Source organism: Acinetobacter sp. AOR34_HL (assembly GCF_027854795.1).
Classification (GTDB): Bacteria; Pseudomonadota; Gammaproteobacteria; order Pseudomonadales; family Moraxellaceae; genus Acinetobacter; species Acinetobacter junii.
In genome coordinates this window covers 79,770-93,291 of sequence record NZ_JAKTID010000043.1, presented here as the reverse complement: position 1 = coordinate 93,291, position 13,522 = coordinate 79,770, and the positions used below count along the sequence as shown (strand labels likewise).

The following is a 13,522-nucleotide window of genomic DNA, read 5'->3' as shown; positions in this document are numbered from 1 at the left end:
TTCTTTGTCATAAAGGAAACTTAGTGATTCCTGATCTTAGTTTCTTACCATATTACTTTCTATAAATTACTCTGTAGTTCTCCCTTTTAAATTGTAATGATCTTTGAACGGGAGATAATTGATCAATCGATAAATTTTAAGACGAATCTATGAAACCTTTAATTCATTTCGCTCATGCGAACGGTGTGCCTTCAAAAGTCTACCAAAAGCTGTTTGATGATTTAAAAAGTGATTATGACATTATCTATGTACCTGAAATTGGAACAGATAAACGTTATCCGATTACCCATGGTTGGACATATCTCGTTGATCAAGTTATAGATAGTATTGTTCAGCAATCAAAAGGTCGTAAGGTGATCGGTTTAGGGCACTCTTTAGGTTCTGTATTGACTTTGATGGCTGCGTATCGTCGTCCTGAATTATTTTCCCAAGTGATTATGCTAGACCCACCTTTAATTATAGGTAAAGCATCTTTTGTATTTCATCTTGCAAAGCTCTTTAAACCCCAATTAGTCGACAAAATTACGCCTGCAGGTTTATCAGTACGTCGTAGAGATCACTGGGAATCTCGTGAGCAAGCCGCAGAGCTATTGCGAAATAAAGGATTCTATCAACATTTTGATCCTGATTGTTTTCAGGCATATATTGACTATGCATTAGCAGATGATCCACGAAAAGGTGGGGTAACACTTACGATACCTAAAGATGATGAAGTTGAATTGTTTAGGACAACGCCTTCAATGTGGTGGTTACCTATGCCGAAGCCTAAAGTGCCTGTTCACTTAGTTGTTGGAAGTGACAGTGTATTTTTAAAAGAGAAGTTTCCTCATGTTGCAAAGAAGAAATTAGGCATTCCTTTTTCAATCGTAGAGGGTGGGCACATGTTCCCACTGGAACATCCGACAGAAACAGTGATGAAAATTAAAAATCTAATTCGTTAAGACTCTGTAATACGACATAAAAAAACACATCCGAGGATGTGTTTTTTGATTCTAGAATTGCGCGAACTGAATTGGTCGTTCCAAAGGTTTCTGATTGAAAAATGCCTGACCATCTCTCCAAGTCAGTTGACCATTACATAGCCATTCTGCAACTTGAGGATAAATAAAATGCTCAAGTTTGTGCACACGCTGAGCAAGTGTTTCAACCGTGTCGTTAAGATGAACTTCTATCGCAGATTGAGCAATGCTTTGACCTGCATCAAGTTCTGCTGTAACAAAATGAACCGTACAACCATGAAAGCGATCACCAGTATTCAAAACACGTTGGTGTGTATTGACTCCCTTATAGAAAGGAAGAAGGGAGGGGTGAATATTTAACATTTTACCTTGCCATTGGCTGACAAAACTTGGTGTTAAAATTCGCATAAAACCAGCAAGAATAACTAAATCAATTTGCCATGCTAATAGTTGTTGATGCATGGCTTCATCAAAACTTTCTCTATTTGGAAAGTCTTTGTGTGAGACGACAGCAGTAGCAATATTGGCTTGTTTAGCACGTTCCAAAGCATATGCATCAGCTTTATTTGAAAGTACACCAATGATTTGCCCTGAAAGATTTGCATCAATCAGGGCTTGTAAGTTGCTACCATTGCCAGAGACAAGTACCGCAATTCTCATTATGCAAAGATCACGCGAATTTTTTCGTCTGCGCCTTCAACTGATTCAGCATTTTCTTGGATATGACCAATTTTCCATGCTGTTTCACCTTGCGAGTTAAGTACTTCGATTGTTTTATCAGCATCATCTGCATCAACAGCGATGACCATACCAACACCACAGTTGAATGTACGATACATTTCGAAGCGTTCAACATTGCCTTCGCATTGTAATAGTTGGAAAAGTTCTGGCCAATTCCAACTTGACTCGTTGATTACTGCTTGAGCACCATTAGGAAGTACGCGAGGTAAGTTACCAGGTAAGCCACCACCAGTAATATGAGCCATTGCATGGACATCAACTTGCTTGCAAAGTTCAAGAACAGGTTTTACATAAATACGAGTTGGTTCCATTGCTACATCTGCAAGTGGACGACCATCAACGATTTGTGTCAAATCAACATTTTTAACATCTAAAATTTTGCGAAGTAATGAATAACCATTTGAGTGAGCACCACTTGATGCAACACCGATCAGTACATCACCAGACTTTACTTTAGTACCGTCAATGATTTTACTTTGCTCAACAACACCTACTGCAAAGCCAGCAAGATCATAATCTTCGCCTTCGTACATACCAGGCATTTCAGCAGTTTCGCCACCAACCAATGCACAACCAGCTAATTCACAACCTTTACCAATACCTGTTACTACATTTGCTGCAACATCAACATTTAAGTGACCTGTAGCGTAATAATCTAGGAAGAATAATGGCTCTGCACCACACACGAGTAGATCGTTTACGCACATTGCGACTAGGTCTTGACCAATTGTGTCATGACGATTTAAGTTAAGCGCTAAACGTAATTTAGTGCCTACGCCATCGGTGCCAGACACCAATACAGGTTCTTCATAACCTTTTGGAATTTTACATAACGCACCAAAACCGCCAAGTCCGCCCATAACTTCAGGACGTGTGGTACGTTTAGCGACTGATTTGATACGATCGACCAGTGCGTCGCCCGCTTCAATGTCGACGCCCGCATCTTTATAGCTTAAACCAGTATTTGAGGTAGAAGTTGAGTTGCTCATAGTGAAGTCTCCGCATTGGCGGCAGATTATAACCTGAATATACGAAACTCTTATGTTATTTATGCTCGAAAATGCTATCTTTATTAAAATTTTTTTCTATTTATAACGATTACACAAAAAAAGGCTGGATTTTATGCAAGATCAGGTATTGCGCCGTATCTTTATCCTCGCTGGACTCGCATTGCTCCTCTGGGTCTTATATCTGTTGAAACCTGTTGTTTTACCCTTTGTAGGTGCATTCTTTATTGCATATTTGTTCAGCCCACTTGTTGATACACTTGTCAAATTTAGATTGCCTCGCTGGTTAGCGATCAGTTTAGTGTTCGTTGGAATTGGTGTTCTGTTAACAGTTGTTTTATGGTTTTTAGCGCCTTTAGTTTGGGAACAGCTGATTTATGCAAGAGATAGCATACCAGCTGGAATTCATTGGATAAATGCAACATTCTTACCATGGGTATCTCATACATTTAATGTGGTACCTATGGAAATAGATACTGAGCAATTGTCTAAAGCCGTTATGGATTATATTCAGACTAACTATAGTGCAGATAGCATTCAAACTATGGCATTACGCGTAGCGCAGTCAGGTCTTAATTTTATTCAACTCGGTGGTATTGTAATTCTTATTCCAATTATTGCATTTTACTTTTTGCTTGATTGGGAAAGAATGCTAGATAGTTTACGTCGCCTTATTCCACGACCTTATGAAGCTTCTACTTTAACGATTGTTCGTGAATGTCATAGCGTTCTTGGAGCATTTGTTAAAGGGCAATTTCTTGTAATGCTGTTATTAGGAATTGTTTATGCGGTTGGATTGCAACTGATTGGATTAGAAGTTGGTTTGATTATCGGTATGGTCGCCGGTCTTGCAAGTATTATTCCGTATTTAGGCTTCGGTGTTGGAATTATCGCAGCCGTGATTGCAACATTATTCCAGTTTGGTATTGATTGGATGCAACTATTATTAGTTGGTGTTGTCTTTATGATTGGTCAAATGGTAGAGGGCTATATTCTGCAACCTTTCCTGTTAGGGGATAAAATTGGTCTATCGCCTGTTGCAGTTGTTTTTGCTGTCTTAGCGGGAGCTCAATTAGGTGGTTTTCTCGGGATGTTGATTGCATTACCTGTTGCTGCGGTTATTGTCGTTTTACTTAAGCACGCCCGTAATAATTATGAGCGAAGTCGTTTATATGGATTGCCTTCAGAATTCGTTCTCGAAGTGAGTAATGATCAACCAGTACATTTTGAAACGCAGCAATTAGATATTGATCTTGAGGGAGAAAAAACTCAAGATACAGATACATCTAACAAGACTCACCCTGATTAATCGAGGAACAAATTAACGATATGCGTCAACTACAACTGGATATTGAACCTCAGCTTGATGCCCGAATTAGTGATTTTTCGGGTCCAGGATGGGGGCCTATCGTTGATGCAATTAGACAATTACATACAGGGTTGGTCAATAGATTTTATGTTTATGGTGGTGCAGGGACGGGTAAAAGCCATCTCTTATCTGCGATATGTGATTCCTATCTTGAACTAAATCGTCCAGCCATTAAAGTATCGTTATTAGAGCTATTAGATGCACCTATTGAAGCGATCACGTCATTAGAGTTTTATGATTTAGTAGCTTTAGATGATGTTGATGCGATTTGTGGAGTTCCGCATTGGCAAAAAGCAGTCTTTCATTTGATGAATAACCATGAAGGTCAGTTAGTTTTTTCATCACGAGTTGCACCAATCGAATTAAAATTAGAATTACCAGACCTACAATCCCGATTAACTCAAGCTGTCAGTGTTAAAGTCCCTAATGGCAGCTCTTTTATCGATAGACAAGCCTTATTGCAATCTGTGATGAATCGACGAGGGATTCATTTTGACCAGCAGATCGTAGATTATTTACTGAATAATGGACCTCATCAGGCCTCAGTGTTATTACAAACATTGGCTCAACTTGAAAAAATGCTGAAAGGTGAAAAAACCAAGCTTTCGAATACAACACTCAAGCAAATTTACGCACTCATTGATGAATATCGCCAATAGCATAAAATTTCTTGAGTAATTTTGAGAGCTATGACAAAGTACGCACAAAGGAATGTGGTTGCAAATTGTCATTTGCAATACGAAGAAAAATGAAAAATAGAAGGAGAACGGTATGTTCAAACGGACGCTTGCCTGTGCTTTATTTGCAATTACTGGACATGTATATGCAGCAGATATTCAGGTCACTACACTAGTTGATGAAGATAAGGATGATACCGTTTGTTCATTACGTGAAGCAGTTTTTTTCCTAAATAATCGCGCCAAAAAAGAATATGAAAATGGTTACCATGGTTGTGGTAATAAAGATGCAAGTTCTATTATTGTATTACAGCGGGATAAAGAATATTCATTAAATAAGTCGCTTGAGTTGAAAGTAGGAATGACGATTACTACAGCAACTAGTGGTGATTTTAATGATAATAAAAAGGGTGCGAATAACGCGACACTAAAAATGGTGGGAAGCGATCGAATCTTCTTTATTAATGATGGAAGTGTAGAAAAAGAATTAATTTTAGTTAATTTAAATGAATTAAATTTAAAAGGATCAGCGACTAAGTTAAATGATGGTGGTCTGATCTATAATCGAGAAGCATTAAATATTCAGTACTCTCGCTTAACTTCTGGTAACGCAACACGGGGTGGCGGGATATATAATGCTGGTATTTTATCTGATACTGAAAAAACGGCAGGTATCGTACGAATTGGTAACAGTATTTTAGAAGGGAATAAAGCTGATAAAGGTGCTGTTATTTACAGTGAAATGCCGCGTTATTTAGTCTTTCAATCAGTCATTCGAGATAATCAAGGTACTTCAGCTATAGATGGAGCTATATTATTCGTTCAAACTGGTTTTAGAGATGAAACTACTGGTGTAGCATTACAAAGTCGATTTGCTGGCATAAATAATACGACAATATTCCATAATACAGGCGGATATATTGCAAATATCCGTGAAGGAATGATTGTTAATAATATAACAATGATTAAAAACGCTGCTGGATTATATTTACAAGCCCCCAAATGGACCTCCAAGACAACAACTGGGGAGACAACTACAGAAGAAAAATTTCCAAGTGCATTTGTATCAAATAGTATAATTGTTGATAACGGTACTACAAATTGTGTTACATCATCTGATGATGAGTCAGTCGTTCAAAGTACGCTGACAACATCAGACTGTAATTTACAAGCACCTGCTGAACGACCAAATTTTATGTGGGATAAAAATAATCTAAAGCATAAATTAATTGCTGGTGACAGTGTTGAAAAAGATATATGTGATGCACCTCCTGCAGATGGTCTGCTATGTCCATTTACTACACCAAAAGATCAATTGGTTGGTTTCTTTAAACCAAGGTTATTGTCATCATATTCAACTCTATCTGATTCATTAATTGTGAATAAGGGGCGGATTTACAGTGATGGTAGTTCTATGGGTTTGGCAAGTTGTGAGTTAATCGATCAGCGCGGTAAAAATAGAAGCGGATATGACGAGCTTTGTGATCTAGGTGCAATAGAGCTTGTAATTAACAGATCAGAAGTTCCAATTGCTGGTCAAGACATTCTTTATGGTCAGATTGCTAAATTTAATATAAGTGAAAGCCTATTAGATGGAGAACTATTAGATTCTGCATCTTGTGAGCGTATATTAGGAAAACGTTCTGATGGTCAAACTTGGCAGCCAGGATGCCTTGAAGTGCAACAGACATTAACACCATCCAAAGGTAAACTTACAATTGATCAATTTGGTAATGTTGTTTATACACCAAATAGCAATTGGCATGGTGCTGACAAATTTAATTTACGTATTATTACAACAACAACACGTTTCAACGATGTTTCAAATTATTACATCACCATTCCTACAACGATTGTTCAAGATCCACCAAATAATTTTGAAAGTAAAACAGTAAATGTTTCAGGTGGTAGTTTGGGATTAACATCAATTTTAATGTTATTAGGATTAATTGGTTTCCGAAGATTTAAAGCTTGATAAAGGGATTTGATTGAGATGAAAAATTATAAAAAAGGAATTTTAGCAACCATGATCGTTGCAACGATGCCATTATTCGCTGCGACAAGCAATGATGTTATTAAAGTTAATACGTTCGTTGACGAAGATGGTGAGAACAATAACGCATGTTCATTGCGTGAAGCTCTAAAAGCTGCTGAGATTAGGAGAAACTATGGTGGCTGTACAGTATCTGATATTTCATCTGCTACTAGAAAACAAATTCAGTTAGAAGCTGGTACTTATGTATTGAAGAAAGAACTGGCACCGAATGTTAATGTTGTGATTTATGGTGCATTACCTGTTGATTGGGAGAAGAGAAGTCTAATTACTAATCAGTATCCTGCGCAGACTGAGAATAAGACCATTATTGATGGGAATAATTCTTCGCGTATTTTTAATACAACAATTGGTTCAAAAGCCCTTACTCTGAACAATATAACTCTTAAAAATGCACGAACAAATGATCGTGGTGGTGCGATTTATGCTGGTGCTGACATTGCTTTACAAAATGTTCGTATTTTGGATTCACAAGCTGGTATTTCAGGTGGTGCAATTTTCCTTGCTGGGCCTACTACAGGCTTATCTATATCAAACGCAGTAATTCAGAATAATCAATCCCCAGCTGGTAGTGTATTGGGAGTGAGTTGCTTTAATGATAACGTCTACTCGCAACGAAAAATTGATATATCATCAAGTAGTATAATTCAAAATGGATCAACAAGTTCTGTAAGTATATTTGATTTCTGTGGTGAACCTACTGTCAATCTAAGCACAAATACAATTGCACAAAATATTAGTAATTCTACAAATGGTACTGTGCTGAAGTTTACAGGAGACACAAAAGCAGGCAATACGACTAATAACACATCTAGTATTTTAAGTAATGCTAGTAGCCTTGAATTAACGAGTAACACAATTGTTGAAAACCAAGCCAATACTATTTTTTTATACGATAAACTTGGTCTGAAATTATTAAGTTTTAATATTCTATCTCATAATATCAGTAGTTATGCTTGCCGTTATTTACTTGGTCCTGCATCAGAGGAAAAATCAGCCCAAATATTCCTAGATTACAATGCACTTACACTAACTGGATCAAATACATGCGATTTGCCTAAAGAAGTGATACCAGAGGGAAAACATACAAACTTAGATATAAGTAATATCACTAATTTGCGAACATTATTAAGTAGTTTGCAACCTGCATCTGAAAGTACGGCATTTATGCCACTTTATTATCCAAATAATAATAAAACGACAACAGATCTAGTGGATGTGAGTGCAGCTGAAAGTGATAACTGTGGATCTAAAGATCAAAGAGGAATCGCACGTATTGTTGATGGTACTTTGTTCTATGATCCTAATGCTCGCAATAGTTGTGATATTGGTTCTGTTGAATTAATGAAATTAACGGCTGGTGATTTAGAGGATTTATCGAATACCTCTATCAAACAAATAATTGATGGTTACAAGACGCAAATTGAGAGATATGAATTTCTAATCAAAAATCCAGATGATCCTCTATTGCTTACTTCTGATAAGTATAATTTAGAAAAATTTAAAAAATTAGATGAAAATCTAAATAAAAATTTACATTATCGGGCAATTTATATCGATTTAAGTCGATATCAACTACCAATACCTCAAGAGATTGTGCTGAGTGATGGTAGTCACAGAATACAATTTTTTAATAACGAGAATTATATTGTCACAACAGAAGTTTTGGGAACGGGCCAGATTAATGACTCGATTACGAATATCGATGAGGGTGATAAACCAAACATAGTCTGTGAGTGGAATAGTAATCTTGAGCAAATTATTCTTTATAGAAAAGATGATAGCATCACTCAAGCTGGTGATAAGATTTTCTGTAAATATACGATTCAATCGAGAACTGATTCTAGTATTAAATCCTCAGGTTTGATCAAAGCGGCATTCGTCAATGTGGCTCCTGAGGCTAAAAATACATCTGTGACACTAAAATATCAGCAGAATCAAACTGTTTCATTAGATTTATTAAAATTATCTAATGATTTTGGTGATACTGGTGAGGGTGGTAAAGGTCCTGATAATGAACCGAATAAACCTCAATTCTGGAGAAATGCTGATGGGATTGAATTACCAATACGATTGTCTAATGTTCCAACTAAAAATTTAGTTGTGACTGCTGATCGCCAAGGTGCATGTCCAGAACCTGATCAAAAAGAAACATGTTACGGTGGTAATATTTATATTAAAGAATCTAATACATTCAACCCATTTAACTATTCATTCAATTATCAGGTATATGATGCTGATGGTGCTATTTCTAATACTGCTACAGTAAGTGTTATTAGCACAGCGACCACTACTGATGATACGCGTAATGCAAGTAACAATGGCGGAGGGAGTATTGGGGTGTTTTCAATATTTGGCATAATAGGTTTATTAGCTTACCGTCGTTTTAGAAAATAAAAGATAAAAAAATAGCGCCTTAGGGCGCTATTTTTTTATATGTTAAAATAATTTTTTAATGTTCTGCATATTTGCTTAGATATTCTTCTCTGATTGATACGCGCTCTTCACTACTGGCATTTTGCATTCTTTTACGCAGGGTGTTGCGTTCTTGAGTGTTCATTTTTTGCCACACATCACGCATTTTTTGCTTTTCATCTTCAGGTAGCTGCGTAAACCATTCCATACGCTGTTGTAGTTGCGTGCTTTGGTTGGTTGGTATTTCTTTCAATGTTTGATAGCGTTTAATTAAGAGTTGCTGTTCTTCTGGTGATAGATCTTCCCAAGTTTCTTCTGTCGTCGGTTTATTTGGTTTTGAAAAAACCCAAAAACGTTCTGAACTTGCAAAACTTGTTTGCAATAAGCCTAACGTACACACAACAAGTGCTAACTTTTTAGCTGCCATGTGGAACTCGATCCTCGCCAAACGCCATTAACATTTCCATATCTTCGACCATTTGTGGTGAAAGTTTTGGATTTACGATTACTTGATTTTGTGGTTTATCTGCTAAATCTATTGAGTTTGGTAAAACTACAATACCTGTGATTGCAGCGGCCAAAGCAAAACCAGTCATTTTCCAAATACTGTAATAAGATGTCGGTTTCTTTTGGACCGTATCTAAAACATGATTCATGACCAGCATTTTATTATGATGCTGTTCTTTTGCTAGTTGGTCTAGTTTGGAAGTCACTTGTTTGGTGAACTCATCTTTATTCATCTGATGAACCTCCCGAATGTGGATTTAAATGCTCTAAAGCGATTCTGAGTCCTTGTATTGCACGGTGATAGTGGGTTTTTACACTACCTTCGCTACAATCCATGATTTGAGCTGTAGTGATTGTGTCAAATCCTTCCCATGCTCTTAACATGAATGCTTGTTGTTGACGAACAGGTAATTTATGAATTGCATCCTGAATTTCTTCCATTGTTACTTCTTGATTTAGAAATTCGAATGGATTGGGTGTTGATTCATCAACTACATCAATTATTTCTTCGTCATCATCTATACTAATTTTTTTAAACAACGAGAAAGGGCTTGCTCTGCGTGCTTCTTTCCGTCTCCAGTCTTGTAATTTATTGTTTAGAATAGTGTAAAACAGGGGATACCATTCATCCACTGTTTTGTCTGAATATGATTTGTGCAATGAGATAAATGCTTCTTGCACTAAATCCATAGCAATGCCTTGTTGACCTTGTGTTGCACTTTCCATCATTACAAGCGCACGACCTGTAACGTCTTGCATAAAAAAGCGAAGACGTTGTTCAACAGTACCTGTATGTGTACCGCTATCGGTTTGAGCTTGTTTAGGTGCTAAATCCATAGAGATGGAAAATCCTGTCATGGATACCCACCATTATTATCAATTCATTATCTATATAACGTTGAAAATGGTGAATGCGTTGACAACTTAAGCAATTATTTTAGCAGTGTAATTGATTTTTTCCGCAAATAAAGCGCATTTAAAGTAAATTAACGTTTTATTGACGTTGGCGGACCATTTCAAAAAAGCAGATTGATCCAGCAATCGCTACATTTAGAGATTCTTGACCACCAGGTTGTGGGATAGTGACAGCTTCTGCATGCTCAAGTGCATAATCAGATACACCTTGACCTTCATTTCCTAAGATCCAGACACAGGCTTGAGTTAAATCTTTTGAATAAAGGCTTGTTGATCGGTGTGAGCTGGTTACAAAAACAGGGATTTCAAATTTTGGAAGAATGTCGGTTAACTGAAAATTTTCAAAACAGTTAACACTAAAATGAGCGCCCATACCTGCACGCAACACACGTGGAGACCAAAGAGATGCTGAACCTTGGGTGCAAATGATTTGTTTTATATTCGCCGCGGCTGCTGAACGAAGCAATGTCCCGACATTCCCAGGATCTTGAATATTTTCTAAGATTAAAGTATCAGCTTTGAAATCGATGGTTTGCGAGGTTTTTGGAAGATCAACAATCGCTAAGCAAGCTAGGGTAGTCCCTAATGTACTCAAATCTTTGTAAAGTACTTCACTTATAATGAAAATATGACCTTGATGTATTTCAATAATTTCTTGCAGCTCAGGATGATCCAAAGCTTGCTCAGTAGTAAATAAAGAAAAGATTTTTCTTTGTTGTTGTAACCAAGATAAACAGAGATGTGTACCTTCTAGAACAGTTTGTTGATGTTTTTTTCGAGCACTATTTAACTCGATTAAACCACGCAAATGTTTGATTTTTGCATTGTCTTTTGATTCTAGAAAGATAACAGCCATAAATAAATTGTCCAAAAGAGCATCATAAGTCTATGACGCTCTGAGTTTTAAGAGAGATTAATGATAGCTAGTTACAAGTTCAACTTCATTTCTCGAACCAATAATAACAGGTACACGTTGATGTAACTCAGTTGGTTGAATATCCATGATGCGAACACGACCTGTCGTTGAAGCTCCGCCTGCTTGTTCAATTAACATGCTCATAGGATTCGCTTCATACATTAAACGTAAACGACCTGCTTTTTTGGGATCTTTTAAATCGTAAGGATATAAGAAGATACCACCGCGGCATAAAATGCGATGAATATCCCCAACCATACATGCAACCCAACGCATGTTAAAATCTTTTTCTCGTACAGATGTTTTTCCAGCTAAAAGTTCATCAATATAACGTTTTACAGGATTTTCCCAATGACGTTGATTTGATGCATTAATTGCAAACTCTTGAGTGTCTGAAGAAACCTGTACGTTCTCTGTCGTTAATAAATATGTTTGTGTATTTGGATCTAAAGTAAAGAACACAACACCAGCACCAACTGTTAATGCCAACATGGTTGATGGTCCGTAAAGTACATAGCCTGCAGCGACTTGTTCTGTACCTGCTTGCATAAAGTCAGCAGATTGAGTTACCGTATTTTTTGCAGGTAAAATCGAGAAAATTGTACCCACACACATATTAATATCAATGTTGCTTGAACCATCTAAAGGATCAAAAAGTACGAGATATTTACCGTTTTCTTGTGCTGGTGTGAAATCATCTAATTCTTCAGAAGCCAAGCCACCGACTTGTGGGTGTGACTTCAAAGCATCGATTAAATAATCATTTGAAATCACATCTAATTTCTTTTGTGTTTCACCCTGCACATTTTCATTTTCAGCACTACCTAATATTCCTGCTAGAGCGCCTTTTTGAAGTGCTTGATCAATTGTCTTACAAGTGTTTGCAATCGTTTCGATGACTTGTGCCAACTCAGGTGTCAAATTCCCATGTTGTTGTTCTAAGTATTGGGATAAGGTCTGGTTTGACATATTAAATAGCTCCAATTTAGCCGAGTCAAAAGTTGATAAAAATATTTTCGCTATTCTAGATGAGAACGCCCCAAAATAAAAATTATCTTACTTTATTTATGTTGCTTTTATGATTACAAGAATCAGATTACATGCTATGTTGATTGCATACTAAACAGGAGGTTTGGAGAACAACGATGACAACCAAAAATTTTGATGCAACTCCCACACCAAGCGAACCGATTAGTTTAGAACAAATTTCTAAAGAAAATGTCAAAGATGCTTGGAAAGAGTACGAAGCAAAACCTGAGTATAAAGAGTTTAATAAACATGATTTGATTGAGTCGATGCAATCAGATCATGATAATAAGCTGACTTCGCGAAATGATTAAGAAATAAAAAAGCTCACTGTTAGTGAGCTTTTTTATTTGTAAGTTTATTTCAATAATGGTGGGACAGCTTCGTAGTTAATTTCAACGCGACGATTTTCTTTCCAAGCCGCTTCATCATGTCCAGTATTGACTGGTGCTTCTTTACCATAGCTTACTGCTTCGAGTTGTTGTGGATTCACACCATTGGTAATCAAGAAACTCTCAACTGCTTTTGCACGACGCTCACCTAAAGCCATGTTGTACTCACGAGTACCACGCTCATCAGTATGGCCTGTAAGTGCAACTTTAGAGTTTGCATTTGCGACTAGGAACTGTGCATGAGCTTGAAGTGTTTGATAGTCTTCATTTGATAGGTCACTGCTGTCATAGTCGAAGTGAACAACACGTTTAGCCAAGAATGCTTTATTTGCCGCGGTAACACCTTTGGAAGACGCACCTGCAAGATTTTGTGCATTCAATGCAGCATCTTCACTCAATCCTGTTGTATTTACTGTTGTGGAACCATTTGGTGTATTGCCTGTGGTAATTTCAGCAGCAGGTTTACGGCTTGCACATCCAGTAAATACAAGTGTTGCCGCGATTAAAGGAAGTGTAAGATATTTAATATTCATAAAGTTCTCCAA

Annotated in this window: 14 protein-coding genes; 6 read left to right on the top strand and 8 right to left on the bottom strand. The window is 37.0% G+C overall.

The features are described from left to right. Positions 1 to 149 precede the first annotated feature (149 nt). The gene (locus tag MKL32_RS07320) at positions 150 to 941 is read left to right on the top strand and encodes an alpha/beta fold hydrolase (protein WP_204378819.1); all 792 of its coding nucleotides are present in this window, start codon (positions 150 to 152) and stop codon (positions 939 to 941) included. 51 nt (positions 942 to 992) lie between these two features. On the opposite strand, the gene purN is transcribed toward MKL32_RS07320, so the two are convergent. Both purN and purM read right to left on the bottom strand, forming a co-directional pair. After that, on the bottom strand, positions 993 to 1,622 hold the full coding sequence (gene purN / locus MKL32_RS07315) for a phosphoribosylglycinamide formyltransferase (protein WP_171456886.1): 630 nt from the start codon (positions 1,620 to 1,622) through the stop codon (positions 993 to 995). Beyond that, positions 1,619 to 2,689, bottom strand: a complete 1,071-nt coding sequence (gene purM / locus MKL32_RS07310; RefSeq protein WP_126131766.1) for a phosphoribosylformylglycinamidine cyclo-ligase — start codon at positions 2,687 to 2,689, stop codon at positions 1,619 to 1,621. Before purM ends, purN begins: the two co-directional genes overlap by 4 nt. A 133-nt stretch (positions 2,690 to 2,822) precedes the next feature. On the opposite strand from purM, the gene cxpE reads away from it, so the two are divergent. The 4 genes from cxpE (at position 2,823) to MKL32_RS07290 (ending at position 9,203) form a co-directional block, all read left to right on the top strand. Next, positions 2,823 to 4,016, top strand: a complete 1,194-nt coding sequence (cxpE, locus tag MKL32_RS07305; RefSeq protein WP_004913612.1) for a chloramphenicol efflux transporter CxpE — start codon at positions 2,823 to 2,825, stop codon at positions 4,014 to 4,016. Between the two features lie 20 nt (positions 4,017 to 4,036). Next, positions 4,037 to 4,735 carry a DnaA ATPase domain-containing protein gene (locus MKL32_RS07300; protein ID WP_004952956.1) on the top strand — a complete coding sequence of 233 codons (699 nt, stop codon included), beginning with the start codon at positions 4,037 to 4,039 and terminating at the stop codon, positions 4,733 to 4,735. Between the two features lie 112 nt (positions 4,736 to 4,847). Further along, positions 4,848 to 6,728: a rhombotarget A gene (rbtA, locus tag MKL32_RS07295; protein ID WP_270900361.1), complete on the top strand. Its 1,881-nt coding sequence runs from the start codon at positions 4,848 to 4,850 to the stop codon at positions 6,726 to 6,728. An 18-nt stretch (positions 6,729 to 6,746) separates the two neighbouring features. Then, a complete protein-coding gene (locus MKL32_RS07290; RefSeq protein ID WP_270900360.1) occupies positions 6,747 to 9,203 on the top strand; it encodes a CSLREA domain-containing protein in 2,457 nt (818 codons plus the stop codon). 55 nt (positions 9,204 to 9,258) lie between these two features. On the opposite strand, the gene MKL32_RS07285 is transcribed toward MKL32_RS07290, so the two are convergent. The 5 genes from MKL32_RS07285 to MKL32_RS07265 all read right to left on the bottom strand — a co-directional run bounded on the left by MKL32_RS07285 (position 9,259) and on the right by MKL32_RS07265 (position 12,528). Further along, positions 9,259 to 9,648 (bottom strand): DUF3106 domain-containing protein, encoded by a 390-nt coding sequence (locus MKL32_RS07285; RefSeq protein WP_039908195.1) that lies wholly within the window; start codon positions 9,646 to 9,648, stop codon positions 9,259 to 9,261. Next, entirely contained in the window at positions 9,638 to 9,961 is a 324-nt protein-coding gene (locus tag MKL32_RS07280) for a hypothetical protein (RefSeq protein ID WP_004913595.1), read from the bottom strand. The genes MKL32_RS07285 and MKL32_RS07280 overlap by 11 nt, the downstream gene beginning before the upstream one ends. Beyond that, on the bottom strand, positions 9,954 to 10,565 hold the full coding sequence (locus tag MKL32_RS07275) for an RNA polymerase sigma factor (protein ID WP_125297429.1): 612 nt from the start codon (positions 10,563 to 10,565) through the stop codon (positions 9,954 to 9,956). Before MKL32_RS07275 ends, MKL32_RS07280 begins: the two co-directional genes overlap by 8 nt. Before the next feature lie 157 nt (positions 10,566 to 10,722). After that, positions 10,723 to 11,499, bottom strand: coding sequence for a TrmH family RNA methyltransferase (locus tag MKL32_RS07270; protein ID WP_270900359.1), 777 nt, complete (start codon positions 11,497 to 11,499; stop codon positions 10,723 to 10,725). A gap of 57 nt (positions 11,500 to 11,556) precedes the next feature. After that, positions 11,557 to 12,528, bottom strand: coding sequence for a class 1 fructose-bisphosphatase (locus MKL32_RS07265; protein ID WP_204378816.1), 972 nt, complete (start codon positions 12,526 to 12,528; stop codon positions 11,557 to 11,559). Between the two features lie 176 nt (positions 12,529 to 12,704). Between MKL32_RS07265 and MKL32_RS07260 the strand changes: the two genes are divergently transcribed. Continuing rightward, complete coding sequence (locus MKL32_RS07260; RefSeq protein ID WP_039047270.1) at positions 12,705 to 12,899, top strand: NF038105 family protein; 195 nt, start codon at positions 12,705 to 12,707, stop codon at positions 12,897 to 12,899. A gap of 44 nt (positions 12,900 to 12,943) precedes the next feature. Here MKL32_RS07260 and pal read toward each other — a convergent pair whose 3' ends face one another. Then, positions 12,944 to 13,510 (bottom strand): peptidoglycan-associated lipoprotein Pal, encoded by a 567-nt coding sequence (pal, locus tag MKL32_RS07255; protein WP_004952979.1) that lies wholly within the window; start codon positions 13,508 to 13,510, stop codon positions 12,944 to 12,946. Positions 13,511 to 13,522 lie beyond the last annotated feature (12 nt).

Coding starts and splice junctions, on each gene's coding strand:
- MKL32_RS07320 (WP_204378819.1), top strand. CDS start 150: ATGAAACCTTTAATTCATTTCGCTCATGCGAACGGTGTGCCTTCAAAA.
- MKL32_RS07280 (WP_004913595.1), bottom strand. CDS start 9,961: ATGAATAAAGATGAGTTCACCAAACAAGTGACTTCCAAACTAGACCAA.
- pal (WP_004952979.1), bottom strand. CDS start 13,510: ATGAATATTAAATATCTTACACTTCCTTTAATCGCGGCAACACTTGTA.
- MKL32_RS07260 (WP_039047270.1), top strand. CDS start 12,705: ATGACAACCAAAAATTTTGATGCAACTCCCACACCAAGCGAACCGATT.
- purM (WP_126131766.1), bottom strand. CDS start 2,689: ATGAGCAACTCAACTTCTACCTCAAATACTGGTTTAAGCTATAAAGAT.
- cxpE (WP_004913612.1), top strand. CDS start 2,823: ATGCAAGATCAGGTATTGCGCCGTATCTTTATCCTCGCTGGACTCGCA.
- MKL32_RS07270 (WP_270900359.1), bottom strand. CDS start 11,499: ATGGCTGTTATCTTTCTAGAATCAAAAGACAATGCAAAAATCAAACAT.
- MKL32_RS07265 (WP_204378816.1), bottom strand. CDS start 12,528: ATGTCAAACCAGACCTTATCCCAATACTTAGAACAACAACATGGGAAT.
- MKL32_RS07290 (WP_270900360.1), top strand. CDS start 6,747: ATGAAAAATTATAAAAAAGGAATTTTAGCAACCATGATCGTTGCAACG.
- MKL32_RS07275 (WP_125297429.1), bottom strand. CDS start 10,565: ATGGATTTAGCACCTAAACAAGCTCAAACCGATAGCGGTACACATACA.
- MKL32_RS07300 (WP_004952956.1), top strand. CDS start 4,037: ATGCGTCAACTACAACTGGATATTGAACCTCAGCTTGATGCCCGAATT.
- MKL32_RS07285 (WP_039908195.1), bottom strand. CDS start 9,648: ATGGCAGCTAAAAAGTTAGCACTTGTTGTGTGTACGTTAGGCTTATTG.
- rbtA (WP_270900361.1), top strand. CDS start 4,848: ATGTTCAAACGGACGCTTGCCTGTGCTTTATTTGCAATTACTGGACAT.